Annotated in this window: 24 protein-coding genes; 10 read left to right on the forward strand and 14 right to left on the reverse strand. The window is 72.8% G+C overall.

Going from position 1 to position 26,934, the window contains the following annotated elements:
• Window positions 1-89: 89 nt before the first annotated feature.
• Window positions 90-380 carry a DUF6458 family protein gene (locus tag AB0F98_RS10120; RefSeq protein ID WP_357731687.1) on the forward strand — a complete coding sequence of 97 codons (291 nt, stop codon included), beginning with the start codon at window positions 90-92 and terminating at the stop codon, window positions 378-380.
• 56 nt (window positions 381-436) lie between these two features.
• Here AB0F98_RS10120 and AB0F98_RS10125 read toward each other — a convergent pair whose 3' ends face one another.
• Complete coding sequence (locus tag AB0F98_RS10125; protein ID WP_357731690.1) at window positions 437-1,114, reverse strand: hemolysin III family protein; 678 nt, start codon at window positions 1,112-1,114, stop codon at window positions 437-439.
• 110 nt (window positions 1,115-1,224) lie between these two features.
• On the opposite strand from AB0F98_RS10125, the gene AB0F98_RS10130 reads away from it, so the two are divergent.
• Genes AB0F98_RS10130 through AB0F98_RS10140 form a run of 3 tightly spaced genes read left to right on the forward strand, consistent with a single transcriptional unit; the run spans window position 1,225 to window position 3,450 of the window.
• Window positions 1,225-1,863 (forward strand): allophanate hydrolase subunit 1, encoded by a 639-nt coding sequence (locus AB0F98_RS10130; protein ID WP_357731693.1) that lies wholly within the window; start codon window positions 1,225-1,227, stop codon window positions 1,861-1,863.
• Window positions 1,860-2,717 carry a biotin-dependent carboxyltransferase family protein gene (locus AB0F98_RS10135; protein WP_357731696.1) on the forward strand — a complete coding sequence of 286 codons (858 nt, stop codon included), beginning with the start codon at window positions 1,860-1,862 and terminating at the stop codon, window positions 2,715-2,717. Before AB0F98_RS10130 ends, AB0F98_RS10135 begins: the two co-directional genes overlap by 4 nt.
• Entirely contained in the window at window positions 2,701-3,450 is a 750-nt protein-coding gene (locus tag AB0F98_RS10140; RefSeq protein WP_357731700.1) for a 5-oxoprolinase subunit PxpA, read from the forward strand. The genes AB0F98_RS10135 and AB0F98_RS10140 overlap by 17 nt, the downstream gene beginning before the upstream one ends.
• 37 nt (window positions 3,451-3,487) lie before the next feature.
• On the opposite strand, the gene AB0F98_RS10145 is transcribed toward AB0F98_RS10140, so the two are convergent.
• From AB0F98_RS10145 to AB0F98_RS10175, 7 genes are all read right to left on the reverse strand, one after another.
• A complete protein-coding gene (locus AB0F98_RS10145) occupies window positions 3,488-5,320 on the reverse strand; it encodes an NHL domain-containing thioredoxin family protein (RefSeq protein ID WP_357731704.1) in 1,833 nt (610 codons plus the stop codon).
• A 123-nt stretch (window positions 5,321-5,443) separates the two neighbouring features.
• Window positions 5,444-7,972: a hypothetical protein gene (locus AB0F98_RS10150; RefSeq protein ID WP_357731707.1), complete on the reverse strand. Its 2,529-nt coding sequence runs from the start codon at window positions 7,970-7,972 to the stop codon at window positions 5,444-5,446.
• 344 nt (window positions 7,973-8,316) lie between these two features.
• Entirely contained in the window at window positions 8,317-8,454 is a 138-nt protein-coding gene (locus tag AB0F98_RS10155) for a hypothetical protein (RefSeq protein ID WP_175649134.1), read from the reverse strand.
• 221 nt (window positions 8,455-8,675) lie between these two features.
• Window positions 8,676-10,142 (reverse strand): dihydrolipoamide acetyltransferase family protein, encoded by a 1,467-nt coding sequence (locus AB0F98_RS10160; RefSeq protein WP_357732454.1) that lies wholly within the window; start codon window positions 10,140-10,142, stop codon window positions 8,676-8,678.
• Window positions 10,143-10,147: 5 nt separating this feature from the next.
• Window positions 10,148-11,137, reverse strand: coding sequence for an alpha-ketoacid dehydrogenase subunit beta (locus AB0F98_RS10165; protein ID WP_357731711.1), 990 nt, complete (start codon window positions 11,135-11,137; stop codon window positions 10,148-10,150).
• A complete protein-coding gene (gene pdhA / locus AB0F98_RS10170; RefSeq protein ID WP_357731714.1) occupies window positions 11,137-12,312 on the reverse strand; it encodes a pyruvate dehydrogenase (acetyl-transferring) E1 component subunit alpha in 1,176 nt (391 codons plus the stop codon). Before pdhA ends, AB0F98_RS10165 begins: the two co-directional genes overlap by 1 nt.
• An 812-nt stretch (window positions 12,313-13,124) precedes the next feature.
• On the reverse strand, window positions 13,125-13,622 hold the full coding sequence (locus AB0F98_RS10175; RefSeq protein ID WP_357731717.1) for a hypothetical protein: 498 nt from the start codon (window positions 13,620-13,622) through the stop codon (window positions 13,125-13,127).
• A 107-nt stretch (window positions 13,623-13,729) separates the two neighbouring features.
• On the opposite strand from AB0F98_RS10175, the gene AB0F98_RS10180 reads away from it, so the two are divergent.
• Window positions 13,730-14,356, forward strand: coding sequence for a phosphatase PAP2 family protein (locus AB0F98_RS10180; protein ID WP_357731720.1), 627 nt, complete (start codon window positions 13,730-13,732; stop codon window positions 14,354-14,356).
• A gap of 262 nt (window positions 14,357-14,618) precedes the next feature.
• On the opposite strand, the gene AB0F98_RS10185 is transcribed toward AB0F98_RS10180, so the two are convergent.
• The 3 genes from AB0F98_RS10185 to AB0F98_RS10195 all read right to left on the reverse strand — a co-directional run bounded on the left by AB0F98_RS10185 (window position 14,619) and on the right by AB0F98_RS10195 (window position 19,484).
• Window positions 14,619-15,836: a hypothetical protein gene (locus tag AB0F98_RS10185; protein ID WP_357731723.1), complete on the reverse strand. Its 1,218-nt coding sequence runs from the start codon at window positions 15,834-15,836 to the stop codon at window positions 14,619-14,621.
• A gap of 56 nt (window positions 15,837-15,892) precedes the next feature.
• Window positions 15,893-17,557, reverse strand: coding sequence for a GTPase (locus AB0F98_RS10190; protein WP_357732457.1), 1,665 nt, complete (start codon window positions 17,555-17,557; stop codon window positions 15,893-15,895).
• A gap of 112 nt (window positions 17,558-17,669) precedes the next feature.
• Entirely contained in the window at window positions 17,670-19,484 is a 1,815-nt protein-coding gene (locus AB0F98_RS10195) for an ABC transporter (RefSeq protein WP_357731726.1), read from the reverse strand.
• Between the two features lie 195 nt (window positions 19,485-19,679).
• Between AB0F98_RS10195 and dnaK the strand changes: the two genes are divergently transcribed.
• The 5 genes from dnaK (at window position 19,680) to AB0F98_RS10220 (ending at window position 24,423) form a co-directional block, all read left to right on the forward strand.
• Entirely contained in the window at window positions 19,680-21,554 is a 1,875-nt protein-coding gene (gene dnaK, locus AB0F98_RS10200; RefSeq protein ID WP_357731729.1) for a molecular chaperone DnaK, read from the forward strand.
• Between the two features lie 45 nt (window positions 21,555-21,599).
• Window positions 21,600-22,355 carry a nucleotide exchange factor GrpE gene (gene grpE, locus AB0F98_RS10205; protein ID WP_357731732.1) on the forward strand — a complete coding sequence of 252 codons (756 nt, stop codon included), beginning with the start codon at window positions 21,600-21,602 and terminating at the stop codon, window positions 22,353-22,355.
• A gap of 79 nt (window positions 22,356-22,434) precedes the next feature.
• Window positions 22,435-23,616 carry a molecular chaperone DnaJ gene (dnaJ, locus tag AB0F98_RS10210; RefSeq protein WP_357731736.1) on the forward strand — a complete coding sequence of 394 codons (1,182 nt, stop codon included), beginning with the start codon at window positions 22,435-22,437 and terminating at the stop codon, window positions 23,614-23,616.
• A 22-nt stretch (window positions 23,617-23,638) separates the two neighbouring features.
• Complete coding sequence (locus tag AB0F98_RS10215; protein ID WP_355141447.1) at window positions 23,639-24,082, forward strand: MerR family transcriptional regulator; 444 nt, start codon at window positions 23,639-23,641, stop codon at window positions 24,080-24,082.
• Window positions 24,083-24,216: 134 nt separating this feature from the next.
• Complete coding sequence (locus AB0F98_RS10220) at window positions 24,217-24,423, forward strand: hypothetical protein (protein WP_357731741.1); 207 nt, start codon at window positions 24,217-24,219, stop codon at window positions 24,421-24,423.
• Window positions 24,424-24,600: 177 nt separating this feature from the next.
• Here the strand turns inward: AB0F98_RS10220 and AB0F98_RS10225 are convergent, their stop codons facing one another.
• From AB0F98_RS10225 to AB0F98_RS10235, 3 genes are all read right to left on the reverse strand, one after another.
• Window positions 24,601-25,032, reverse strand: coding sequence for a hypothetical protein (locus AB0F98_RS10225; protein ID WP_076468700.1), 432 nt, complete (start codon window positions 25,030-25,032; stop codon window positions 24,601-24,603).
• A 179-nt stretch (window positions 25,033-25,211) separates the two neighbouring features.
• Window positions 25,212-26,420 carry a cation:proton antiporter gene (locus tag AB0F98_RS10230; RefSeq protein ID WP_357731746.1) on the reverse strand — a complete coding sequence of 403 codons (1,209 nt, stop codon included), beginning with the start codon at window positions 26,418-26,420 and terminating at the stop codon, window positions 25,212-25,214.
• 7 nt (window positions 26,421-26,427) lie between these two features.
• The gene (locus tag AB0F98_RS10235) at window positions 26,428-26,928 is read right to left on the reverse strand and encodes a cation:proton antiporter regulatory subunit (RefSeq protein ID WP_357731750.1); all 501 of its coding nucleotides are present in this window, start codon (window positions 26,926-26,928) and stop codon (window positions 26,428-26,430) included.
• Window positions 26,929-26,934: the final 6 nt, after the last annotated feature.

Consider the following 26,934-nt stretch of genomic DNA (forward strand, 5'->3'; position numbering starts at 1 on the left):
CACGGTGCCGGGGTAAGTCGATGGATGCCGCAACCTCACCGATGGCCGCGGCGGGAGTTATCGCCAGCTGACAGCCGAGGAGGCGACCGATGGGCATTGGTGGCAGCATTTTCCTGATCGCGCTGGGTGCGATCTTCGCGTTCGCCGTGGAGGCCGACCTCGGTTGGCTCGACCTCGCCGTCGTCGGGTGGGTGCTGATGCTCGCCGGCGTCGCCGGCCTGCTCGTCACCCTCTACTTCTGGAACAACCGCCGGCGCACGGTGGTCACGACCGCCCCGGCCCGCACGGACCGCGTGGTCACCGACCGGGTGGTGCCGGCCCAGGACGCCCGGGTCGTCGAGGAGTACCGCGAGGTACGCCGGCCGGGTCACCCCGTCTGACCCGTGCCCACTGATCGTCGAGGGCCCCGCGACACCGCGAGGCCCTCGATCTGTGTTCAGGCGAAGAGAGCGAAGTAGATCGCGACGTGGTGACAGATCGCGGCGAGCAGTGTGCAGGCGTGGAAGAACTCGTGATGCCCGAAGACGGTGGGCCAGGGGTTCGGCCGGCGCAGCGCGTAGAAGACGGCTCCGACGCTGTAGACGGCCCCGCCGGCGAGCAGCAGCACCAACGCGGTCACCCCGCCCTCGTGCAGGATCTGCGGGAGCATCGCCACCGCCACCCAGCCGAGCGCCAGGTAGAGCGGAGCGGAGACCCAGCGCGGTGCGTGCGGCCAGATCAGCTTGAGCGCCACGCCCGCGAGCGCGCCGCCCCAAACCAGCGAGAGCATCACCGTCGCCGGGCGTGCCTCCAGCAGCAGTACGCAGAACGGCGTGTACGTGCCGGCGATGAACACGAAGATCATCGAGTGGTCCATCCGGCGCATGACCTGGTAACCGCGCTCCGACCACACCCGACGGTGGTAGAGCGCGCTGGTGCCGAAGAGCCCGCAAACGGTCAGGCTGTAGATGGCGCAGCTGATCACCGGTGCCCAGCCGGGGCGGGTGGCGGCGATCGCGCAGAGCACGATCCCGCAGACCACGGCCACGAAGAACGCGTACGTGTGCAGCCAGCCGCGCATCCGGGGCTTGCCGATGTCGACCGGCTTGAGCCGGAGCGGTGCGGAGGTGGTCACGCGAACAGGTTACGACACCGTAGGTTACTTGTAGGTAGTGCGCCTCGTCACCCCAACGCATCGACGGATGCAGGTTCCCGTATCCAGCCCGGTTGGGCCAAGATGGCGGCATGCGGATCCGACCCGTCGGGGCGCACGCCCTGCTGCTCGACCTCGCGCCCGACCGCGAGTCCACCCGGGCCGAGGTGGCCGCCCGGGTGGAGGCGTGGCGGGCGGAGCTGGCCCACCGGCGCGACCTGGGCGAGCTGACCGTCGTCGAGATCGTCCCGGCGGCGACCACCGTGCTGCTCGACGGGGTGCCCGATCCGGAGGCGACCGGCCGCCTGATCACCGGCTGGACGCCACGGCCGGCCACCGCCGGCAGCACCGCCGACCCGGTCGAGGTCCCCGTCACCTACGACGGGGAGGACCTGCCAGTCGTCGCGCGGCACTGGGACACCAACGTGGCCGATGTGGTGGACCGGCTGACCCGCACCGAGTTCCGGGTGGCCTTCTGCGGCTTCGCACCCGGCTTCCCCTACCTCACCGGACTCCCCGACGCACTCGCGCTGCCCCGGCTGCCCACTCCACGTCCCCGCGTCCCGGCCGGCTCGGTCGCCCTGGCCGGCCCGTACGCCGGGATCTACCCGGCTCCGTCCCCGGGCGGATGGCTGCTGGTCGGGCGGACCGGGCTGGTGCTCTTCGACGTCACCGCCGACCCGCCGTCCCGGCTCGGCCCCGGCACCCGCGTCCGGCTGGTACCGGCATGACCAGCGAACTAGTCGTGCTCCGGGCCGGGGCGCTCACCACCGTGCAGGACCTCGGTCGACCCGGCCACGCGCACCTCGGCGTGCCGCGCTCCGGTGCCCTCGACCCGGCGGCGCTCCGGCTCGCGAACCGGCTGGTCGGCAACCCCGAGGGCACGGCCGGGTTGGAGATCACCGTGACCGGCTGCGCGCTGCGGCTCACCCGGGCGGCCACCGTCGCGGTCACCGGCGCCGAGGCGGACATCCGCGTCGGGTCCCGCCCGGGCGACACCGGCCGACCCCTGTCCGTACCGGCCGGGACGGTGCTACGGATCGGCGCGACCCGCAACGGCGTACGCAACTGGCTGGCCGTCTCCGGCGGCGTCGACGTGCCACCCGTACTGGGCAGCCGGGCCACCGACACCCTGTCCGGGCTCGGACCGGCCCCGCTGCGCGACGGTGACCGGATCCCCCTCGGCACGCCGGTCGGGCCGCCCGCACCTGTCGACCTGACCGTCGGTCCGCCGCCCCGCGACGAACTGCGGCTCGCCGTACGGCTCGGCCCGCGCGACGACTGGTTCACCCCGGCGGCGCTGGACCAGCTCTTCGGCACGGCGTACACGGTGAGCCCGGTGATCAACCGGGTCGGCGTGCGACTGGCCGGCGCGGCGCTGCCCCGCGCGGTCGCCGGCGAACTGCCCAGCGAAGGGATCGTGCTCGGCGCCGTCCAGGTGCCGGCGGACGGCCAACCGTTGATCTTCCTGGCCGACCATCCGACCACCGGCGGGTATCCGGTCATCGGAGTGGTGGCCGACGTGACCCCGCTCGCGCAGGCCCGCCCAGGCACTACCGTCAGATTCCATGGACCTCAACGCTGACCTCGGCGAGGGATTCGGCATCTGGCAGCTCGGCGACGACGACGCACTGCTGAGCCTGGTCACCTCGGCGAACGTCGCCTGCGGATTCCACGGCGGCGACCCGCCCACCATGCGCCGGGTCTGCGAACAGGCGGCGCGACGCGGAGTCGCGGTGGGCGCGCAGGTCGGCTACCGGGACCTGGCCGGGTTCGGTCGGCGGCACATCGCGTACGACTTCGCGGAGCTGCGCGACGAGGTCATCTACCAGCTCGGCGCGCTGGACGCGTTCTGCCGGCTGTTCAGGGTCCGGGTGCGCTACCTGAAACCGCACGGGGCGCTCTACCACGCGGCGACGTCCGACGAGAAGGAGGCGGCGGCCCTGGTCGCGGCGGTCAACGAATACGACCACCGGCTGCCGCTGCTCTGCCAGCCCGGGTCGGTGCTCGCCCAACTGGCCGTCGGCGCCGGACTGCGAGTCGTCGCCGAGGGCTTCGCCGACCGCGGTTACCTGCCCAACGGCACGCTGGTACCCCGCAACGCGCCGGGCGCGCTGGTCACCGACCCCGAGCAGGTCGCCGAGCGGGCCGTCCGGATGGCCACCGAACGGACCGTGGTGGCAGTGGACGGCAGCGTCGTGCCGTGCCCGGTCGAATCGATCTGCCTGCACGGCGACAGCCCCGGCGCGGTCGCCTCGGCGGAGATGGTGCGGGCCGCGCTGATCGACGCGGGAGTGCAGCTCAACCCGTTCGCTTGAGCGGAGGGGCCCTCGCCCCGGGGCCCCTCCTCGCGACTCAGGCGTCCATGCCGCGCAGCACCAGCGGCAACCGGGCGGCGCCCCCGTCCACCACCCGGACCGGTACGCCCCAGTCCTGCCGGGTCAGATGGCAGGCCGCGTGCTCGACGTCGACGTCGCAGGTCGCGGCCTGGGCGGTCACCTGGAGCACGCCGCCGGCCACCGCGCTGTTGACCACCAGCCGCCGGGACAGCTCGGTGCTCGTCCCCGCCCCCTCGACGAGAAGCTCGGGCGGGGACGCGGAGACCACCAGCCGGGTGGACGGGCCGAACGTCTCGTCCAGCTTCTGGCCGGGTGCCGGAGTGAAGACGATGTCCAGCGTCAACTCGCCGGCCGTCACGTCCGTCGGCTTGCGCTCGGCGCGGTGCCGGGGACCATCCACCGTGTTCGCACCGGCAGCGGAGAGCGCGCCGGGTGCCAGCCGGGTGAGCCGATGTGCCGCGGACTCCACTACCAGCACCTCGCCCTCCCCGGTGACCACCAGGTCACTCGGCTCGGCCAGGCCGTCGGCGACCGTCGAGACCTGGTCGGTCGCCGGGTCGAACCGGCGGACCGCTCCGTTGTACGTGTCCGCGATCAGCACCGAACCGTCCGGCAGCGCGCACACGCCCAGCGGGTGCTGGAGCAGCGCCGACGCGGCCGGCCCATCGACGTGACCGAAATCGAAGAGCCCCTGCCCGACCGCGGTGCCCATGACACCGTTCTCCACGTACCGGATCGCGCTGGTCTCGCTGTCGGCCACCCAGAGCCGGTTGCCGTCGGTGGAGACGGAGAGGCCGGACGGCTGGGCCATCCACGCCTCGGCCAGCGGGCCGTCGCGCAGCGCCTCGACGGTGGTGCCGGCGTACATGCCGGCGGTCCGCTTGATCGGGTCGAACCACCACAGCTGGTGGATGCCGGCCATCGCGATGATGATCTTGTTGTCGTACCAGGCGAGATCCCAGGGGGAGGAGAGGTCGACCGAGAGCGCGTCGTGGGCGTGGTCGTCGGCCGTCGAGCGCCATTGCCGCCCCGTGCCGGCGATCGTGACGACCTCGCCGGTCGCCAGGCGTACGCCGCGGAGCAGGTGGTTGACGGTGTCCGCGACCACCAGGTCGTAGCCCGCCACCTCGGCCACCTGCTCGGGCAGCACGCAGAGCCCCTGCGGCTCGGAGAACGTGGCTACGTCGGCCGGGCCGTCGGTCCGTCCCCGGCTGCCCGAGCCGATCCGGCGTACCAGCGTCTCGCCGTCCGGCTCCAGCTCCGCCAGCGAGTGCCGGGCCGAGTCGGAGACGAGCAGGTTGCCGCTCTGCAGCAGCACGGCCTTGCCGGGGAAACGCAGCGTGGTCTCCGGCTCGGCGGGCGGGACGTACGGGCCGTCGCCCCGGTGCAGGGTGCCCTTCGCCTCGTGGGTGGCGATCAGTTCGTCGATGAGCCGGGCCAGCCCCTCGGCGTGGCCCTCGCCGGCCATGGTGGCCACCACGTACCCCTCGGGGTCGATCACTGAGAGGGTCGGCCAGGCGCGGGCGGCGTACTGCTGCCACATGTCCATCTCGGGGTCGTCGAGCACCGGGTGGTGCACCCCGTACCGCTCGACCGCCGCCGCGAGGGCGTCGGCGTCCTTCTCGTGTTCGAACTTCGGCGAGTGGACGCCGATCACCACGAGCACGTCGCCGTACTTCTCCTCGAGCGGTCGCAGCTCGTCGAGCACGTGCAGACAGTTGATGCAGCAGAAGGTCCAGAAGTCGGCGATGACGATCTTGCCGCGGAGGTCGGCGAGGGTGAGGTCACGGCCGCCGGTGTTCAGCCAGCCTCGGCCGCGCAGCTCGGGAGCCCGTACTCGTGCGCTCATGCGTCCAGTCTGCCGGACCCGGCCGGTGGTGCCCGGCGGTACCCCGAGCGGGCTCGATCACACCTGCCCGGCCCCGGACACGACGACGGGGGCCACGGACGACCGTGGCCCCCGTCGAGGCGGCTACTTGCCGGCGGCGGCCGGCTTCAGGCAGAGCACCCGGTTGGGACCGTCCCCTTGGAGTACGACGTGCGGCAGAGTCGGGTCGCCGCACTTGTCCTTGTTGTCCACCTTCGAGACCACGGTGAACGCGTTCGCCTCGCCGCAGTCGGCCGGGACGGCGCCCTCGCCGGCCTGCTTCACGCAGGTACCCACCGCCGGGTCGAAGGCCGGCGACTGGTCACCACCGACCTTGCCGAGCAGGAAGAGCAGGCCGAGCGGCACCGCCAGGATCAGCACCGCGGCGGTCAGCACCGCGGCCAGCACCCGACCGTTGCGGACCTTCGGCGGCGGCGCCTCGGTCTTCGGCTCCTCGTCCGGCTTGAACGCGTCGAACCGGTTCTGGTCGGTCTCCGGCGCGCCCTGCCCCCAGCTCGGAGCGGAATGCTGGTCCGGCCCGTTCTGCGCCCAGGTGGGAGCGGACTGCTGCTGGTCGGGTCCGTTCTGCGCCCACGACGGTACGGGCTGCTGTTGTGCGGCCGGCGGGAAGGCGGGCGGGAACGTGCTGGTGGGCGCCGGCTCGCTGTCGGGCAGCGAGGGCGGCCCGTAGCCCGCAGCAGCGGGCATCCCGGGATCGTTGGGCACGGGCGACCCGAACGGGTCGGCCGACCGTTCGCCGGGGTGCGGCCGGTTTCCGTTGACGGGCCGAGTGTTGTTCGGCGCGTCGACGAAGGTCGGTACACCCGGCGGGAACGCCGGCGGGGGCGGCGGCCCGGAACTCGCCGGGGCGGACTCGGCGTAGCCGACCGGCGGCGGGGCAAGGTCGCGGTCGTCGAAGCGGGGACCGGCCTCAGGCCGGGCATCCATGCCGTACCCGTTCGGCTGGACCTGCTCCGGCTCGTCCGCCGGCTCGGGCTGGGCCGGGCGACCGTACACCCGGGGCTGCGGTGCGGACGCGGCGTCGGGCCGCAGGGACTGATCGGCCGGCGGCATCACCCGGCTGGCCAGCGGCACGGCGGCGCTCGCCGTGGTGCGACCGGCCGTACCGGATTCGGGGGAGGTACGTGGCGCGGGGACCACCGGACCGGCCGGTGAGGACGGCTCGTCGTGGTGGGCCTCGCCGCCCCAGGCCGGCTGCTCCGGCTCGTACGCCGGCCCGGTCGCCTCGACGGGCGGCCAGTCGGCGCGTTCGTGCGACGCCGGCTGCCCGAACTGGGCCGGCTGCCCGGCGGCTGCGCCGAACTGAGCCGGCGGGAGCTCGGCGGGGGGTACGTAGTCCGCCGGCGGCGTGGCAGCCAGGCTGGCACCGGGCACCCGTTGCTCCTGCGGAGGCAGCGGTACGACGTTCGCCGGCGAGATCCCCGGCGCGGGGCCGGGCTGGTAGACGGGGGGCTCCTCGGGACGCTCGGCGGAGCGGCTCGCCGAGTCGGCGTCGGTGTTGCCCCACGCCTCCCCGGGTGCCCACGGCTCCACCTCCGACGCCCCTTGCCGCTCGCCGGGCGTGCGCTGCGGCAGGCCGCCGGCGCCGGGCACGCTGGCGCTGGCGCGTGCAGGCGTGCCGTTCGGCTCGGCCGACCAGCCGCCGGAGCGGGCCGGATCGGCGGGGGCCTCGCCCCAGCCACCCGTGGGTGCGCCGTCGGACGAGCGCTCCGAGGTCTGCGGGAGCATCCAGTCGGGCTGCTGCGGCTGGCCCTCCGGGGTCGCTCGCCAAGGCTGCCCGGCCTGGTCCGGCTGGCTGGTGGCACCGGTGCCCCATCCGCCGGAGGTGTCCGGCTGCGCGGGCTGGTCGGCCTGGCCCGGGGTGACCGGAGGCCAGCCGGCGTCCTGCTGCGGGGTCCATCCGGCGGAGCCGGAGTCACCCGCCGTCGGCACCTGTGCGGCGCCGCGCGCGGCCGGTTCGGCCGGCGCCCACGCCGGTGCGTTCTGTTCGGCCTGCGCCCAGGCCGGCTGTTCGGCCTGCCCGCCGTCGTTCCAGCCGTTCCCGGGCGTCTCCGGCTGGGAGCCGCCAGCGGGCCAGCCGCCGTTGGCCGGGCCGGACTGAACTGGAGCGCCCCAGCCGGGCTGGTCGGCCTGCGACGCGTCGCCCGGTTGCTGCGGGGTCCAACCGCCCGAGCGCGTCGGGTCGTCCTGGGGCCACGCCTGCGGAGGCGCTGCGGGCGCGGGAACCTGAGCCGCGCCGCGGGCGGCCGGCTGGGCCTGCGCCCAGGCCGGCTGCTCGGCCGAGCCGGCCCAGCCCTGGCCGGACTGTTCTGGTTGGCCACCCCAGGTCGGCTGAGGGGTGCCGGTCGCGGGCCACGGCGCGGGCTGACCCGCGTCGGCCGGTGGCGGGGTCTGCGCGCCCCACTGGGTGGGCGGCTGGTCGTTCTGAGCCGGCCAGTTGGGCGCGGCCGGATTGTGTCCTGCCGGTGGCGGGGGCGCCCAGCCCAGGTCCGGGCCGGCGCCGTAGCCGTTGGCCGGCTGCGCCGGGCGGTCGCCGTACGGCGCCGGTCCGCCGGCGCCCGGTGGCACCTCGTCCGGCTCCTGGCCGGGGTGGTGCGGGCCCTCGGACGTCATCGGTGCGCCTCCTCATCACATGTCGGCTGCCGGTGCCGATCGGTCTCCTCGGCTTGGCTGCCGGCGTTGCCGGCGTACCGGCCGTGCCGGGCTCCCCGCACCGTATCCGGTGACCGTCCAGGGCATCCGGGGAGCATCGGCCGTCACTCCACGTGGTCGGGTGGTGTCGAGCTGCGCTCAGTCGGCTCGACCTGTCCCGAATCGGTGGCGACGACCGAAGCCCACCGTACCGGGCGCTGCGCCTAGGTGGAATCCCGGTGTCAACGGGTGTGAAACGCCGATGACCCGCCCGGTGCTCCCGGGCGGGTCATCGATCTGGAGGAGGTGAGGAAAGGTCTGGTGCGTCAGCTCATGTGACGCTGGGCGATCACGAGGAGCTCCTCGCGGACGGCCGGCGAGTTGGCGGAGCGCAGCGCGTGCTCGATGGCGCGGGCGCGGCGGTTGGCGTCGCGGCGGGTCTTGATTCGCTCGATCATGCTCATGGTCGGTCTCTCCTCCGGCTATTCGGTTGTCAGCCCCTTGATGTCTCTATTGAACACCAACCAGGCCCAGACTTCCATCGATTATTAGGTGAGCTGCGCCACGAGCCGAACAATCAAAGGTTTCCGGGCTTCCTCGCCTATGTTTCTGTCTCCCAATGGACACGGCCGGTGTGCCGGGCGTTAACCCGTGGCACACCGGCCGTGGCTGGTGGAGGGACCGGTCAGGTCCAGGCGAGCAGCGCCGCCTCCGGATCGGAGAGGAAGTCCCCGACGTCCCGGAGGAACTTCGACCCGAGCTCACCGTCGATGATCCGGTGATCGAACGAGAGACCGAGCGTGGTGACCTGGCGCGGACGCACCTTGCCCTTGTGCACCCAGGGCATCTCCCGGATCGCCCCGAAGGCCAGGATCGCCGACTCGCCCGGGGGCAGGATCGGCGTCCCGGTGTCCACGCCGAACACGCCGACGTTGGTGATGGTCAGGGTGCCGCCGGACATGTCCGCCGGCGTGGTGCGACCGGCCTTGGCCGTCTGCACGAGGTCGGTCAACGCATCGGCCAGCTCGCGGAGCGTGAGCCGTCCGGCGTCCTTGACGTTCGGCACGATCAGCCCGCGGTCGGTGGCTGCGGCGATCCCCAGGTTGACGTACTCCTTGACGACGATCTCGTCGCCGCCCCAGGTGGAGTTGATCATCGGGTGTCGCTTGACCGCGAGCAGCACGGCCTTGGCCACCAGCAGCAGCGGCGAGACCCGGACGTCGCGCCACTCCCGGCGGTTGCGGAGCCGGTCCAGCGCCTTCGTCGCCCGGGTCACGTCGACGGTCAGGAACTCCGTCACGTGCGGCGCGGTGAAGGCCGACCGGGCCATGTTCTCGGCGGTGAGCTTGCGTACCCCCTTGACCGGGATGCGCTGCTCGCGGTCCGCGCCGAAGCTCGCCGCCGTGGTGGCGGTCGTGGCGACCGCCGCCGGCTCGGCCGGGGCGCTCGCCGCCCGCTGAACGTCCTCCCGGGTGATCGAGCCCAGCGGACCGGAGCCGGCCAGCGCACTGAGATCGACGCCGAGATCCTTGGCGAGCTTGCGCACCGGCGGCTTGGCCAGCACGCCGGTCGCCGTGCCGCCGTGTCCGTTTGGGACGGAATCGGCCGGTGCCGGCGCGACCTGCTTCGGCACGACCGGCGCCGCGGTGGCCTGCGCCGGGACCGTCTGCGTCGGCACCGCACCCTTACGCGGCCGGCGCTTCGCGGTGCTGGTACGCGGGCCGTAGCCGACCAGCACCGGCGTCCGGCCACCCGGGGCCGGGCTGCCGATCAGGCCCGGCTCGACCGCGCCCTCGGCCGGTGCCACCTCGACCGCGGCCAGCGAGGCCGCCGACGGGGTGGGCAGGTCGCCGCCGGGCTGGGCGGCGGCCGACGGCGCCTGCGGGGTGTCCAGCGGGCCGGCGTCCGGGTCGGTGTCGATCGAGATGATCGGGGAGCCGACGTCGACGGTGGCGCCCTCCGGGTGGAAGATCGCCTGGACCCGGCCGCCCCACTTCGCGGGGATCTCCACAGCCGCCTTGGCCGTCTCGACCTCGACGATCGGCTGGTTCAGCTCGATGATGTCGCCGACCTTGACCAGCCAGTTGAGGATCTCGCCCTCGGTGAGGCCCTCGCCCAGGTCGGGCAGGTTGAACTCCTTGATCCGGGACATGTCGCTCACCAGCCGAAGGTGCGGTCGACGGCGTCGAGCACCCGGTCGATGTCGGGCAGGTACTCCTCCTCCACCCGGGCGGCCGGGTAGGGGGTGTCGAAACCGGTCACCCGCAGCACCGGAGCCTCCAGCGAGTAGAAGCACTCCTCGGTGATCCGTGCCGCGATCTCCGCGCCGAGGCCGACGTTGGACGGCGCCTCGTGCACCACCACGGCCCGGCCGGTGCGCCGGACCGACTCGTACGCTGCGGTCAGGTCCAGTGGGGAGATCGAGCGCAGGTCGATGACCTCCAGCTCACGACCCTCCTCGGCAGCGGCGGTCGCCGCGTCCAGGCAGGTCCGCACCATCGGGCCGTACGCGAGCAGGGTCCCGTCGGTGCCGGGGCGGGCGACCCGGGCGGCGTGCAGCGGGTACGCGTCGGCCAGCGGCGCGTCCAGGTCGACCGGACCCTTCTCCCAGTACCGCCGCTTCGGCTCCAGGAAGACGATCGGATCGTCCGAGGCGATCGCCTGCTGGATCATCACGTACGCGTCCTGGGGGTTCGCGCAGGAGACCACCTTCAGGCCGGGGGTGTGCGAGAAGTACGCCTCCGGCGACTCGGAGTGGTGCTCGACGGCGCCGATGCCGCCGCCGAACGGAATCCGGATCACCATCGGGATCCGCAGCTTGCCGCCCGAGCGGTAGTGCATCTTCGCCACCTGCGACACGATCTGGTCGTAGGCCGGGTAGACGAAGCCGTCGAACTGGATCTCGCAGACCGGCCGGTAGCCGCGAATGGCGAGGCCGACGGCGGTGCCGATGATTCCCGACTCGGCGAGCGGGGTGTCGATCACCCGTTGGTCGCCGAAGTCCTTCTGGAGCCCGTCGGTGATCCGGAAGACGCCGCCGAGCTTGCCGACGTCCTCACCCATGATCACGACCTTGGGGTCGTTCTCCAGGGCCCGCCGTAGCCCGGTGTTCAGGGCCTTGCCGATGGTGAGCGTCTCCGTGGCCATCAGTGGGCGCTCCCCTCGAACGACTCCATGTAGCGGCTGAACTTCGCGCGCTGCTCGTCCAGCAGCGGGGAACCGTTCGGGTAGACGTGGTCGAACATGGTGACCGGTTCCGGGTTCGGCATGGCCAGCACCCGCTCGCGCAGGTGCAGGGACTCGCGGCGGGCCTGCTCGTCGACCTCGGCGAAGAAGTCCGCGTCGACGATCTGCTGCTTGGTCAGGAAGGCCTTCATCCGGGCGATCGGGTCCTTGGCCTGCCACGCCTCGACCTCGCTGGCGATCCGGTAACGGGTCGGGTCGTCGGAGGTGGTGTGCGCGCCCATCCGGTAGGTGTACGCCTCGATCAGGCTCGGCCCCTGCCCGTGCCGGGCGTTGTCCAGGGCGGTACGGGTCACCGCGTACGAGGCGAGCACGTCGTTGCCGTCGACCCGGACTCCGGGGAAGCCGAAGCCGGCCGCCCGCCGGTAGAGCGGGACGCGGGTCTGCCGCTCCAGCGGCTCCGAGATCGCGTACTGGTTGTTCTGGCAGAAGAAGACGAGGGGAGAGTTGAAGACGCTCGCCCAGACGAAGGCCTCGTTCACGTCGCCCTGGCTGGTGGCGCCGTCGCCGAAGTAGGCGATCACCGCCTCGCCGTCGTCGGTGCCGGTCTTGCCGTCCATGGCGACGCCCATGGCGTATCCGGTGGCGTGCAGGGTCTGCGCCCCGATCACGATCGTGTACATGTTGAACTTGAACTCGTTCGGGTCCCAACCGCCCTGGTCGACACCGCGGAACAGGCCGAGCGGCATGATCGGGTCGATGCCCCGGCAGTAGAGAACGCCGTGCTCCCGGTAGGTCGGGAAGGCCATGTCCTGCGTGCGCAGCGCGCGGCCCGAGCCGACCTGCGCCGCCTCCTGGCCCAGGAGGCTGGCCCAGAGGCCCAGTTCGCCCTGGCGCTGCAGGGCGGTGGCCTCGGCGTCCAGCTTCCGTACGAGCACCAGGTCGCGGTAGAGCCCGCGGTACTCCTCGTCGGTGAAGTCGACGCTGTACACGGTGCCGTCCGGCCCGACGACGCTGTCGATGCGCTCGCCTTCGGGGGTGAGCAACTGCACCAGTTCCGGGTCGCCGCCCGTGCCCTTCCTGGAACGGGGTGCCGCCCGCCTGCTGCGGGTGGTGACCCCGGGGTCGCCCTTTGCCATCCGTCTCTCCCTGTCATGTCTGCGTCGGCACCGGCTGGTCGCCCGGCCGCGCAAATCCTGCGCCGGCCCGGCGGTGCCGGACCGGTCCTGGCGGCCGCGCCTAGCCCAGGTGAGGGTTGCCGCGCGGCGTGAGCCGGATTCAGCTGGCCGAACCCGGATCGGGGAGCGCCGGCGTCCGCCGAGCCTGCCGCGAGGGTGCGCGGAGGCCGCGGCTGCGTTGCCGTCGTGCTCCATATTCGCAGAGGAGGTGAGTGGCCCCACAGTACGCCCGGCCTGCTCGACGAGGCCCGATCGCTTCGCGGCCTTTGTCAACATCGGCACGTGGCACACCCGACGACGATCCGGTGATGGTTCGTCACCGTTCGGGTAGTTGCCCATGTCGACACGCTGTAGGGATCTGGCGAACGGAGCGTCACTGGGTCAGGCTGATTCCCGCAGGATCGCCGTGATCGGACCGGTTTGCCGCACCCGGGCCCGCCCCACCGTGTCGGTCCGTCCACTACCGACACGAGGAGGCGCTTGGTGTCCGAGCCAGCCGATGGACCCGGTACGCCGCTGCTCGGGCGACACCGCGCCATCAACGGTGGTTACCGGCGGGTCGTGGGTGCGCACCGAGCGCCCGGCTCCGCCGGGCCGTCCCGGGGCTACCTCTTCACCGTCGCGCTGCTGGCCGGCACCGCCTCGATGCCGATCCTCGCGGCGATAAGCACAGGTTCCGCCACGGTCGGCAGCACAGCGTTGCCGGACAGCAGCACTCCGTTCATCCCGACGCCCTCCGTGGGGCCGGTGGTCGTCCCGCTACCGACCTCCAGTCAGCCGCCCGCCCGGCCCACGACCAGCCCGTCGGCGGTGAGCGGGTGGTCGCCCGGCCCGGCGCCACGCGGACCCGGCCGGTCGGACCCGGCCCGGAACGGACCGGCCGAGGCCTGGACCGGCTCGGCGCCGACCCGGCGGCCCACGCCACCGACGCCGCGGCCCACGCCACCGGCGCCGCGTCCCACTCCGACCAGCCCGCCGGGGCCTTCGCGCCCACCGTCGCCGAGCCCGTCGCCGAGCCCGAGCACGTCACCGACCGACGGGCCGGACGGGCCGGCCGCCAGTCCGTCGCTCTCACCACCCACCTCGCCGCCCACCGAGCGCCCGGACGACTCGCCGCGCCCGGAGGATTCGCCCGACCCCGCGGACTCACCGACCCTGACCGCCCGCCCCCGGCCGTCCGCCGACACCCACCCGACCGTCGCCCGTCCCAGCCCGGGCAACGGTCCGCCCACCGCCGCTGGCAGCTCGGTGTCGTCGGCCGCCCCCGTCATCCCGTAGTGCCGGGAACCGGCGAACGAATGCCCGCGCCGCTCGCCCTCTATACGGTGATGATCAGGCGCGGCCGGACCGCCCGGATGACGCACTTCGAGGAGACAGCGTGGACGGCGGTGCGGCCCCCGGTCCGGTCCCCACGCCCCGGTCCGGTCCGGCGCTGCGGCTGGCCCGACTGATCACGGAACTGACCGCACCCGCGGTGCTCGTCCCCGTCTTGATGATCACTATCGGCTGGCACAGCACCAAGGGTGGCGTGGCCGGGTTGGGGTGGGCACTGCTCGCCGTCATCTTCGTCAGCGGCATTCCGTTCGCGTACATCGTCGGCGGGGTACGTCGAGGGCGGCTCACCGACCACCACGTCGGGCGGCGCGAACAGCGCCGCGTTCCGCTGCTCGTCGGTCTTTGCTCGGTGGTCGTCGGCCTAGTTCTGCTGGTCGGGCTCGGCGCGCCGCGCCCCGTGGTGGCGCTCGCCGTGGCCGGAGCGGTCGGCCTGGTGGTGGCGGTGACCGTCAGCCACTGGTGGAAGATGTCGATCCACTCGGCCGTCGCCGCCGGCGCCGTGGCGATCCTGGTCCTCACCTTCGGGCCCCTCCTGCTCGTCGCCGCGCCGCTGCTGGCCCTGGTCGGCTGGTCCCGGGTGCGGCTGCGCGACCACACCGTGCCGCAGGTGCTCGCCGGTGCGCTGGTGGGCGGCCTGGTCGCCGGGGTGGTCTTCGCCGCGCTGCGCTGAGCGTCGGCGACCGGACACCCGCCGCGTCGCCGGTGCCCGGCACGTCGGAACTCCCCGGCCCGGCTCGTCGGAGCCCCGGGGCCCGGCTCGCCGGAACATCCCCGCCTGGCACGTCGGATTCCCGGGGCCGGGCACGTCGGAACTTCCCGGCCCGGCTCGTCGGAGCCCCGGGGCCCGGCTCGCCGGAACATCCCCGCCTGGCACGTCGGATTCCCGGGGCCGGGCACGTCGGAACTTTCCGGCCCGGCTCGTCCGGGCCGGCTCAGTCGGGCTCGATCAGGCGGTGGCGGTTCGCCTCGATCCAGGCGTTCAGCGCCTCCGGGTCGTCCGGGTCCACGCCGTCGGCCATCAGCTCGGCCACCGCCGCGGTGGCCGGGCTGCGCCGCTCGCCGGTGCTGTAGAGACGGGCGAACTCGGGCACCATCTCCTCGATCGCCACGTCGGTCTGCGTCGCCGCGAGCGCCGGCAACTCGCGCTGCCGGGCGGCGTACGCGGCCCAGGCGCGCAGCACCCGGGGCAGCATCGCGGCGTCGTCCATGTCCAGCACGGCGCGCCGGTGCACCCAGTCGAGCAGGAACAGCCCTGCGACCGCCGGGCTCCAGCGCAGCGGGTCGGCGTCCGGGAAGCTCGCCGCGTGGTCCAGCAGCAGGCCGAGGCAGAAGTGCAGCGAGGCCAGCTCGGGGCCGTCGATGGCGTCCAGCCCGGCTCGGGTGGCCTCCGGGGAGGCGAGGAAGCGCCGGAGCAGGTCGGCCCGGTCGGCGGCGGAGAGCGGCTCAGGCGCCCAGCGCGCGGGCGTGGGGGCGGTGGGCAGCACCGCGAGCCGCGCGCCGGCCAGCGCCCGGTCGGTGGCGAGAGCGCCCGCGCTCGGCAGTTCGACGAGGTCGTCGGTGATCGCGAGGTGACGGATCACCTCGTCACGCATCCGGGCCGGATCCTCCTCCCGGAACCAGGTCAGCTCGTCGGCCGCGCACATCTGCCGCACCTGCTCGAGGATCCGTCCGGCCGGCCCGCCGACGTAGATGTCCTTGGTGATGCCGATGTTGTGGTCCACCAGCGCCACCAGCGCGTGCTCCTGACCGCCGGCCGTGTCGTCGTACGCGAAGGTGGCCAGGTAGGAGGTCTGGTCCCCGTACACGTCCCCGTACGCCCAGGTGCCGGTGAGGTGTACCCGGCCGAGCTGCCCGGACCAGGCCGGTGCCTGGCTGCCCGGTCGGACCCGCTCGGCACCCTCGGCGTCGGGCACCAGAGCGGCGAAGACGGCCCGGATGGTGGTCGCCGCGGCGGTGCGCCGGCGGGCGGTGGCGGCGAGGAAACCGGTGACGAACTCCCGGACAGCGGTGTTGCGGTCGCTTTCCGCGATGGCGTAGACGCTGCCGAGCAGCGCCGCGCCGAGCATCTCGGCGTCCAAGGCGTTGTCCAGCCGGGTCACGTCACGAGCGGCGTGCAGGACGGTGTCGTACGGGGTCCGGGGAGGGGCCATGCGTCGACCCTACGCCCGTGCGGGGGTAGCGGGCAGCGGGTGGCGATAGGCGCGGATCAGCGCCGGGCGGCGTCCCGGAGGGCGTCCCGCGCCACGGCGTAGTTGCCGAGGACATCCCGGACCGGGGCCAGCACGTACTCGTCGCCCACCGCGGCCACCGCTGCGGTGAGCCGCTGGTCCGCCCGTCGTCGGGCCCGCACGGCCCCCCAACGGACGACAGGTCGGGTCAGCGCCGCGAGCAGCAGACCGGCGAGCAGGCCGCCGAGCAGCAGCAACGTCGGCACCGGCACCACGCCCACCATCGGGTGCTCCGGGTCGGGCAGGCCCAGTGCGCGCAGCACGTAGCCGAGCACCAGCCAACCCAGCCCGCCGAGCGCCGCCAGCGTCACCAGCCACTGCCCGGCCCCGACCAGCCGCCACCAAAGAGGTCGGCGGGCCATGCCGAGATCGGTGGCGGCCACCACCCGGTCCAGCGCGTCCGGCAGGTCGGTGAGGCGGGACCGGGCCGCGTCGGCCACCGCGTCCGGCCAACCGGCGGGCAGCTCGGCCGCCGCACGATCGGCCACCGCCCTGATCGCGAGCCCGAGCGCGGAACGCTGTGCGGCGGTCGGGTCCGGCACCGAGGTCGCGGCCACCAGGCTCTCCGCCGGGTCGGTGGCCTCGCCGGGCGCGCCCGGCAGGTGCAGCCGACGCAGCGGATCGGGTCGCAGCCGCCGCCACCCACGGACCAGCGGCCACCCGGTGCTGGCGGCGGCGCGATGCCGGTACGCCTGCTGCACCGCCTCGGTCACCGCCGGCACCCCGGCGGTGCCCGCCAGCGCCCGGGTCAGCTCGCTGGCTGCGGCCTCGTCCGGGCCGGTCGGCGGGCGGTCGGAGCCGACCAACTCGTCCAGCCCGGCGACCACGGTGTCCACGTCACCGGCGAGGCGGCGCAGCGCCGCCTGGCGGTCGGTGACGGTCCGCTCCAGCGCCGTACGCAGCTCGACGATGCCGCCGGGGTCGGTCGCGGTCGTGGCGAGCACGGGTACGCCCTCCAGCCCGTCCGCGTCCAGCAACCGACGCAGGTCGGCCAGCACCCGGGGAAGCTCGGCCGGGGAGAGCCGATCGGCCTGGTTGAGCACGACCAGCGTGACGTCGCGGTGTCGGTGGAACTCGCCCAGGTAGTTCGTGTGGATCACCCGGTCGGCGTACTTCTGCGGGTCGACCACCCAGACCACGAGGTCGACCAGGCCGAGCAGACGGTCCACCTCCAGCCGGTGGGACCACTGCACCGAGTCGAAGTCGGGCAGGTCCAGCAGAACCAGGCCGTGCAGCGCCGCCTCGTCGTCGGCGTCGAGGGCGCTCTCCCGTACGAACCGGTGCCGGGGCAGTACGCCGATCCAGTCGAGCAGCCGGGCCGCGCCCTCCTGAGCGCCCCAGACGCAGGCGTGGGCGACGCCGGTCGTCGGGCGGCGCACCCCGACCGGAGAGAGATCCAGCCGGGCCAGCCCGTTGAAGAGACTTGACTTGCCGCTGCCCGTCGCGCCGGCCAGAGCGACCACGGTGTGGTCGCGGGAGAGCGCCAGGCGGGTACCGGCCCGCTCGACCAGCGTGTGCGCGGAGACGAGTCGGCTGTCCGGCAGGTGCCCGTCCGCTGCGGCGAGGAAGCGGCGTACCGCGTCCAGGCGGGCGAGCAGCACGTCCGGGTCGACCCGCTGGTCGCCGCGGAACGCGCCGCGCATCCGGCCGACCACGTTGCTCACCGTGCGGACCTCCCGCTCGTGACCGCCGGGTTCGCGGATCTCCTCATCGCGTCGGCAACTCCGTTCGCGGCCGCGGCGCCAGTCCTCGTGCTCACCCGGTCGGCCCTCCGGTGGTCAGTCCGCTGCGGCGTCGTGCGGTCTCCACCCGGTCGGCGGCTGCCCGCAGCGCGCCGACGGTCTCCGCGTCGAGCCGGGCCGTCGCGCTCCGGGTCAGGTAGCGCCCGGCCTCGTCGTCCAGCAGCGTCCGCACCCGCTCCAGCAGGTCGGACCGGGCCTTGGCGGCCAGCGTACGCACCGCCTGGTCGCCGAAGATCGCTTGGAGCACGGCCTGCGCGGCCACCGTGGTGCCGGCGCCGGTGGCGACCTCCAGGCCGGTCGGGATGAACGCGGTCGAGGCGAAGACGGCGATCATCACCGTCAGGCCGGTGGCGTTCACCGCGTAGGCGGCGGTGCGGGCCACGAAGCGCTTGTCGCCGCCCTGCGTCCGGACGAGCTCCAGCACCCCGCGCTGCCAGTCCCGGACCAGCCGTTCGGCCCGGGCGGGCAGATCCTCGCCCGGACGGGCCAGTGCCGGGTCGAGCAGCGCGGCGCCGGCCGGATGCGCCTTCCACCCGGCGTACGCCTGCTCGGCCGCCTCGGCGGCCACCCCGCGCAGCAGCGTGACCAGTTGCGACTCGATCGCGCTACGCAGCCCGGCGGCCGGTGCCGGACGGCCGGTGAGCGCGGCGACCATCCGGTCGCGCAGCTGTCCGATCCGGGCCTCCAGGGTGCGGAAGAACTCGCCGGTGCCGACGAACTCCTGCCATCGGGCGAGCACCTCGCCGCGGAGCAGGCGGCCGTCGCTCAACCCCTGCTCCACGGTGCGGTGCGCTCCTCGGTAAGCGGCCCGTACCCGCTCGTCGAGGGCGTCGGCGGTGGTGAGTTGTTCGTCGGCGGCGTCGGCGAGCCCCTCGACCGACGGGTGCAGAGCGGCCAGCGCTCCGTCCAGGGTCTGTCGGACCACGGCGGCCCGGGCGTTCGTGTCGGCCGCCAGTCGGGTGAACCAGTCGGCCAGTGGGGTGGTGACCCGCTCCGGGAGCAGCCCCTGGCCGTCGACCCGGGTCTCCGGCAGCACGAAGAGCGGCGCCTGGTCGAGCCCCTGCTCGGCGAGCATTTCGGACAGGTGGGCGGAAACCTCGTCGGCCGCCTCCGGGGGTACCCGGTCCAGCACCATGGCGATCACCGTGCCGCGGGCCCGGGCGCTACGCAGCAGCTCCCAGGGCACGGCGTCGGCGTAGCGGGCCGCGGTGGTGACGAAGAGCCAGAGGTCGGCGGCGGCGAGCAGCTGACCGGCGAGTGCCCGGTTGGCGTCGACCACCGAGTCGATGTCCGGCGCGTCGAGGAAGGCGAGCCCGGCCGGGAGCGCCGGAGCGGTGACGATCTGGAGGGTGCGCGGGTCCTCGCTCGGCTCGTTGGTACGGGTGAGGCCGGGCAGCAACTCGCCCTGCCGGAACCAGGAAGTGTCGGGTGGGCTGCACACCAGCACGGGTGACCGGGTGGTCGGGCGGAGCACGCCGGCGGCGCTCACCCGCGCCTTGACCAGGCTGTTGACCAAGGTCGACTTGCCGGCTCCGGTGGAGCCGCCGACGACCACGAGCAGGGGCGCGTCGAGCCGGGAGAGGCGGGGAAGCAGGTAGTCGTCGAGCTGCTGGGTGAGCGCGGCGACCTCCTGCCTGGCCGGTTCGGCCGACGGCAGGGCCAACGGGAACCGGGCCGCCCCGATCGCGACCCGCAGGGCCTCCAGCGCGGCGGGGAGGCTCTCGCCCCCCGGGGTGGCGGGCCGGTCCGCCGGGGCGTCCTGTGGGCCGGTGCGGGCTGCGACGGCGGGCGTGCCGGAGTGGCTGGCGGGGTCGCCGTGCGTCGTCACCGCTAAAGCGTGCCCGACCGACGCAACTCAAGACAACCGATCAGTAGCATCAGGGGTTGCGTCGGGTCGACTCAACGTCGACTTGACGTTCCGCGTGAGCGTGGCACTATTGAGTCAAGTTCACTCAACTTGTGGTGGGTGCGCTGCGGGCGGTGCCCGTCACCTGCTCAAACCTTACGAAGCGAGGAAGCGAAGATGGCACGTGCGGTCGGTATCGACCTCGGCACGACGAACTCCTGCGTCAGCGTTCTCGAGGGCGGTGAGCCCACCGTCATCGCCAACGCTGAGGGCTCGCGGACGACTCCGTCGATCGTCGCGTTCGCCCGCAACGGCGAGGTGCTCGTCGGTGAGGTCGCCAAGCGGCAGGCGGTGACGAACCCGGACCGGACAATCCGGTCGGTCAAGCGGGAGATCGGCACCAACTGGACCGTGGACATCGACGGCAAGAAGTACACCCCCCAGGAGATCTCCGCCCGTACGCTCATGAAGCTCAAGCGGGACGCCGAGGCGTACCTGGGTGAGCAGATCACCGACGCGGTGATCACCGTTCCGGCCTACTTCAACGACGGCCAGCGGCAGGCCACCAAGGAGGCCGGTGAGATCGCCGGCTTCAACGTGCTGCGGATCGTCAACGAGCCGACGGCGGCCGCCCTCGCGTACGGGCTGGACAAGGGCTCCAAGGAGCAGACCGTCCTGGTCTTCGACCTCGGCGGTGGCACCTTCGACGTCTCCCTGCTGGAGCTGGCCGAGGGCGTCATCGAGGTCAAGTCGACCAGCGGTGACAACAACCTCGGTGGCGACGACTGGGACCAGCGGGTCATCGACCACCTGGTGAAGACCTTCCGTGGCGAGCACGGCATCGACCTCTCCCAGGACAAGATGGCCATGCAGCGGCTCAAGGAGGCCGCCGAGAAGGCCAAGATCGAGCTGTCCGCCGCCACCACCACCAACATCAACCTGCCGTACATCACGGCCGGCGCTGCCGGCCCGCTGCACCTCGACGTGACGCTGAGCCGCGCCGAGTTCCAGCGGATGACGCAGGACCTGCTGGACCGCTGCAAGGGCCCGTTCGAGCAGGCCGTGAAGGACGCCGGGATCAAGGTCTCCGACGTCGACCACGTGATCCTGGTCGGCGGTTCGACCCGTATGCCGGCCGTCACCGACCTGGTCAAGCAGCTGACCGGCCGTGACCCGAACAAGGGCGTCAACCCGGACGAGGTCGTCGCCGTCGGCGCCGCGCTGCAGGCCGGTGTGCTCAAGGGCGAGGTCAAGGACGTCCTGCTGCTCGACGTGACCCCGCTGAGCCTGGGCATCGAGACCAAGGGCGGCATCTTCACCAAGCTGATCGAGCGCAACACCACCATCCCGACGAAGCGCTCCGAGGTCTTCACCACGGCGGACGACAACCAGCCGTCGGTGCTGATCCAGGTCTTCCAGGGTGAGCGTGAGATCGCGGCCTACAACAAGAAGCTCGGCACCTTCGAGCTGACCGGCCTCCCGCCGGCGCCGCGTGGCGTGCCGCAGATCGAGGTCACCTTCGACATCGACGCGAACGGCATCGTGAACGTCCACGCGAAGGACCTCGGCACCGGCAAGGAGCAGAAGATGACGATCACCGGCGGCTCCTCGCTGCCGAAGGACGACATCGAGCGGATGCGCCGGGACGCCGAGGAGCACGCGGACGAGGACAAGCGTCGCCGCGACGAGGCCGAGACCCGCAACGTGGCCGAGGCGCTCCAGTGGCAGACCGAGAAGTTCCTCGCCGAGAGCGGCGACAAGCTGCCCGCGGAGAACCGCGACCAGCTCAACGAGGCGCTCGGTGAGCTGCGTAGCGCCCTCGGCGGCCAGGACATCGAGAAGATCAAGTCGGCGCACGAGCGGCTGGCGCAGATCTCCCAGCAGGCCGGTTCGCTGCTCTACTCGCAGCAGCAGGCCGAGCAGGGGCAGGCGGGCGGCCAGGCCGGACCGGGCACCGGCGCGACCGGCGCGACCGGCGCGACCGGCGGCGCGCAGGCCGGTGGGGCCGACGACGTCGTCGACGCCGAGATCGTGGACGAGGACAAGAAGTGACGTTCCGCTCGCGACACGGACGCACGGCGAAGGTGAGGTAGCCGCATGACGGAGAAGTCACGAGCCGCCGACCAGGGTGACACCGGGTCGACGACGGGTGGCTCCGCGCCCGCCGAGCCGGCAACCGGCGACGCGCCGCGGGTCGTCATCCGCAACAACCGGAAGATCAGCCAGCCGGCCGAGCCGGAGGGAACCGCTGCCGACGCCGGGACGGACGTCCCGGCCGAGGGGCTGATCGAGGACACCGAGATCGTCGTCGACGAGATCGAGGTCGACGCCGGCACGGTCGACGGGGCCACACCCGACGGCCCGCCGGTGGTCGACGCGCCGGCCGAGCCGGTGGATGCCGCGACCAGTTCGACTCTCGGCGCCGAACTGGAGGCGCTCCGGGCCGACCTCGACGAGCGGACCCGGGACCTGCAGCGGGTGACGGCGGAGTACGCCAACTACCGCAAGCGGGTGGAGCGGGACCGGGCCACCGTCGCCGAGCAGGCGACCGGCTCCGTGCTCGCCGCCCTGCTGCCGATCCTCGACGACCTGGACCGGGCCCGGGAACACGGCGACCTGGTCGGGCCGTTCGGATCAGTGGCGGACCAGCTCACCACGGTGGTGGGGAAGCTCGGGTTGACCCCGTTCGGCGAACAGGGTGACCCGTTCGACCCGACTCGGCACGAAGCGGTGGCCCATCAGACCTCCGACGAGGTGACCGAGCCGACCTGCGTGCAGATCATGCGGCGCGGCTACCAGCTCGGTGAGCGGCTGCTGCGGCCGGCATTGGTAGCGGTCGCGGACCCGGAATAGTGCGAAGAAGTGACCCGAGCGTCCCGCCCGCCGCCGCACGGCGGCGGGCGGGACGGACCGGTGGGGAGGGGGTGGACCGGTGAGTTCCAAGGACTGGATCGAGAAGGACTTCTACGCCGTGCTCGGCGTGGACAAGGCCGCCTCCGAGGACGAGATCAAGAAGGCGTACCGCAAGCTGGCCCGGGAGTCGCACCCGGACCACAACCCGGGTGATCCGTCGGCCGAGGAGCGGTTCAAGGCCGTGTCCGAGGCGTACAACGTGCTGTCGGATTCCGGCCGCCGCCGGGAGTACGACGAGATGCGCTCGCTCTTCGGTTCGGGCGCGTTCCGGCGTAACGCCCAGGGCGCCGGCCAGCCCGGCGGTATGCCGTTCGACGTCTCCGACCTCTTCGGGGGCGCCGGCGGAGAGCGCCGCTTCGGTGGTGGCGGCGCCGGCTTCTCCGATCTGTTCAGCTCGATCTTCTCGGGCGGGCCCGCCGGCCCGACCGCTCCGCGCGGCCCGGCCCCGGGGCGGGACGTGGAGACCGAGGTGGCGCTGGATTTCGGTGACGCGGTGCGAGGCGTGACCCTACCGCTCACCCTGCGCGCCCCCGGTGTCTGCGACACCTGCCACGGCAACGGGGCGAAGCCCGGCACCCAGCCGCGCACCTGCCCGGTCTGCCACGGCGCCGGGGTGACGACCCGCAACCAGGGGTCGTTCAGCTTCTCCGAGCCGTGCCGCAACTGCCAGGGCGTCGGCACCGTCGTCGAGGAGAAGTGCCCGGAGTGCCACGGGACCGGCGGCGTGACCAAGACCCGGACGATGAACGTCCGCTTCCCGGCCGGCGTGGCCGACGGTCAGCGGATCCGGTTGGCCGGGCGAGGCGAGCCGGGTGAGCGCGGTGGCCAGCCCGGCGACCTGTACGTGCACGTGAAGGTGCGGCCTGACGAGATCTTCGGCCGCAGCGGCGACGACCTCACGCTCACCGTGCCGATCACGTTCGCGGAGGCAGTGCTCGGCACCGACCTGCGGGTGCCCACGCTCGACGGTGCGGTGACCCTGAGAGTCCCGCCAGGTACGCCCAGCGGGCGGATCCTGCGTGCTCGCGGCAAGGGCGTGGTCCGCCGCGACGGGCAAGCGGGTGACCTATTGGTGACACTGGATGTGGTGGTGCCCGCGCGGCTGTCGGACGAGGCGCGGGCGGCGCTGGAGACGTTCGCCGAGCAGACCCCGCCGGCGAGCCGGGAACATCTCGACGCGCGGGTGCGTCGAGTCAGTTGACGCGGACGCGGAGGTGAGCAGGATGTCGGGCGAGTACGCCGCTTCGTCGAGTGACCCTGCCTACGAGGCCAAGGTGCTGATGATTTCGGTCGCGGCGCGGATGGCGGGTATGCACCCGCAGACCCTGCGCCAGTACGACCGGCTCGGCCTGGTGCAGGCCGGTCGGGCGGCGGGGGGCGGCCGGCGGTACAGCGTCCGGGACGTGGTGCTGCTGCGCGAGGTGCAGCGGCTCAGCCAGGACGATGGCATCAACCTGGCCGGGGTCAAGCGCATCATCGGACTCGAGCGGCTGCTCGAAGAGGCCCAGCAGCGGGTGGCCCGGCTCGAGGCGGAGCTGGACGCCGCGTACCACCGCATCGCCGAACTGGAGGCGTTGGCCCGCTTCCCGGGCCGCGACCTGGTGCCGACCAACCGCACCTCCACGGCGTTGGTGGTCTGGCGTCCCCGGCGGGGGCCCGACCGCTGATCCGCCCGTTCTCCGGAGCCCTGACGGCCCGGTCCGCTCACCGGTTTTCCGGCGCGGGCCGGGCCGTTCCCGTTAGCCTGCAAATGAGGTCCTTTCCGCGCAAATCTGGACCTACCGGCATGGCAGGGGGGGCGATGACGGAGGCGGCGAAGCAGGTTGCGCAGCGAACGGAGGACCGGCTCGACAAGGTCGTCGAGACGGTCCGGGAGCAGTTCGAGGGAATCACCAAGAGGCGTTTCGCCGACCTGGCGAACCAGGGGCTCTTCGACGACCGGATCGACCAGGGGGCGGATCGGGAAAGAGCGGAGAGCCGACAGGGAAAGCCGGACGGGCCGGGCTGAGAACCGGACGCCGACGTGCGGGCCGGGAACCACGGGGGGTCCCGGCCCGTTCGCCGACCGCAGGCGGGCCGGGAAGCTGGTGACCTCGCCGGGGGTGCTGGCTCGTTCGTCGACTGCAGGCGGGCCGGGAAGCTGGTGACCTCGCCGGGGGACCGTGGTCAGCCCGTGCTGGGCGGCTCAGGCGAGGCGGCGGTTCTCCCGGACCAGGCCGCCCTCGCACCAGTCGCGGTACACGAAGAGTTCCGGCCGAGCCAGGAGTACGCGGCTGTTGTGCGCCCAGACCCGCATCAGTTCGTCGCCGTTCTTCTCGGCCTGCTCCACCAGCTTCCGGAAACGGCGCTTGGGGTGCGCCCGGAATTTCGTCCGGATGCCGTCGGCCGCGTAGATGTAGAGGCAGTGCAGGGCGAACCGGCGGGCCGGGCACGACGGGTCCATGGCCAGGTCGAACAGCGTCGCCACCAGCCTGTCGCCGGAGACCAGCAGGTCCCAGTCGGGCGGCATGGAGGCCAACGGCACGGAGTCGGGGCGGTAGGCCCACGCGCGCAACTCCGCTGGTGATGGGTCGACAGGGTTGGCGAAACCGTGGAACGTCGACTCCTGCACGCTCACCGGCCAACCTCCGATCTTGCCCACAGTTGGCACGGCCGCCCGCGGACCTGGCTGCTGGGGCGACACGGTAACGCGGTACCGGTCAGTAGCGGTAGGCCCTCCAGGGAGCATTTGGTCAACCGTTGGCCGAGCCGGGCCGACCGTACGGCCGACCCGGCTCGGAGAGGCGTTGACCAGCGTCAGTCCGCGACCCGTGCCAGCTCCCGTCGCTGCGCGGTCGCCGCGCGGTGGCGCAGCCAGCGCTTGAACCACGGGAAGTCCGGCAGCCGGGCCAGCAGCGGGCCGGTCACCACGGTGACCAGCACATATGCCGTGGCGAGCGCGGCCAACCGCGGCTCGACGCTGCCGGCCGAGACCGCGAGCCCGGCGATGACGATGGAGAACTCACCACGGGGTACCAGCGCGAGACCGGCCCGCCAACGGCCGGGCTCGGCGATGCCGACCCGGCGCGCGGCCAGGTAACCGGTGAGTGTCTTCGTCGCCATCGTGACGATCGCCAGACCGAGTGCCGGCAGCAGTACGGGTGGGATCTCCCGCGGGTCGGTCGTCAGCCCGAAGAAGACGAAGAACACCGCTGCGAAGAGGTCCCGCAGTGGGGTCAGCAGTTCGGTGGCGTGGTGGGCCACCGGCCCGGAGAGCGCGATGCCGACCAGGAACGCGCCGACGGCCGCCGACACCTGGAGTTCGGCGGCGAAACCGGCCACCAGGAGCGTCAGTCCGAGCACTCCGAGCAGCAGGGCCTCGGCATCCTTCGCGGACATGAGGGTGGAGATCACCCCGCCGAAGCGGATGGCGACCACCAGCACCACGAGGACGGTGGCGACCGCGATGGTGAGCGCGATGCCGCCACCCATCAGGCCGGCGCCCAACAGCACGGCGGTGACCAGCGGCAGGTAGAGCGCCATGGCCAGGTCCTCGATCACCAGGACCGAGAGGATCACCGGGGTTTCCCGGTTACCGAGTCGGCCCAGGTCGCCGAGGACCTTGGCGATCACTCCGGAGGAGGAGACCCAGGTGATGCCCGCCAGGACCAGGGCGGCCACCCAGTCCCAGCCGAGCAGTAGCGCGAACGCCGCCCCGGGCAGCGCGTTGAGCGCCGCGTCGATCAGCCCGGCGGGGGCTGCCGAGCGGAGGTTGCCGACGAGCTCGTTGGCCGAGTACTCGAGGCCGAGCATCACCAGTAGCAGGATCACGCCGATCTCGGCGCCGACGGCGAAGAACTCCTCGCTGGCGTTGAGCGGCAGCAACCCACCGTGCCCGAAAGCGAGCCCGGCGAGGAGGTAGAGGGGGATGGGAGAGAGGCCGATCCGGCGACTCAACCGACCGAGCAGACCCAGCAGGAAGAGTAGTGCGCCGACCTCGATGAGCAGGGTGTTGGTCTCGTGCATACGCGCCTCAGCCGTCCGGGTCGCTGTCGGCGAGGATGGCGGTCACTCCGTCGAGACCCTGGCGGGTCCCGACGACGACCACCACGTCACCGGCGGCGAAACGGAAGGCCGGGTCCGGCGAGACGTTCACCTCACCCTGGCGGAGGACCGCCACGATCGAGGCTCCAGTCCGGGTGCGAGCCTTGGTGTCGCCGAGTTTCCGGTTGACGTACGGAGAGCCGGCCGGAATGAGGATCTGCTCGGTGAGCAGCCCGGCCGCCTGTTCGCGTAGTCCGGAGAGCTGACCGAGCATCAGCGACGCGCCGAGGATGTCGGCCAACGCCTCCGCCTCGTCGTCGGTCAGCGGGATGTCGGCCTGACACGAATCAGGATCATCCGGGTCATAAAGGACAAGGTCACGACGACCGTTGCGGTGGGAGACCACGCCTACGCGGCGTCCGGATTCCGTCACGAGGTCATGACGTACGCCGATACCCGGCAGCGCGGTCTGTTCGACACGTACTCGCACCCGGCC

Origin of the sequence: Micromonospora sp. NPDC023737, assembly GCF_040639715.1 — a bacterium.
Classification (GTDB): domain Bacteria; phylum Actinomycetota; class Actinomycetes; order Mycobacteriales; family Micromonosporaceae; genus Micromonospora.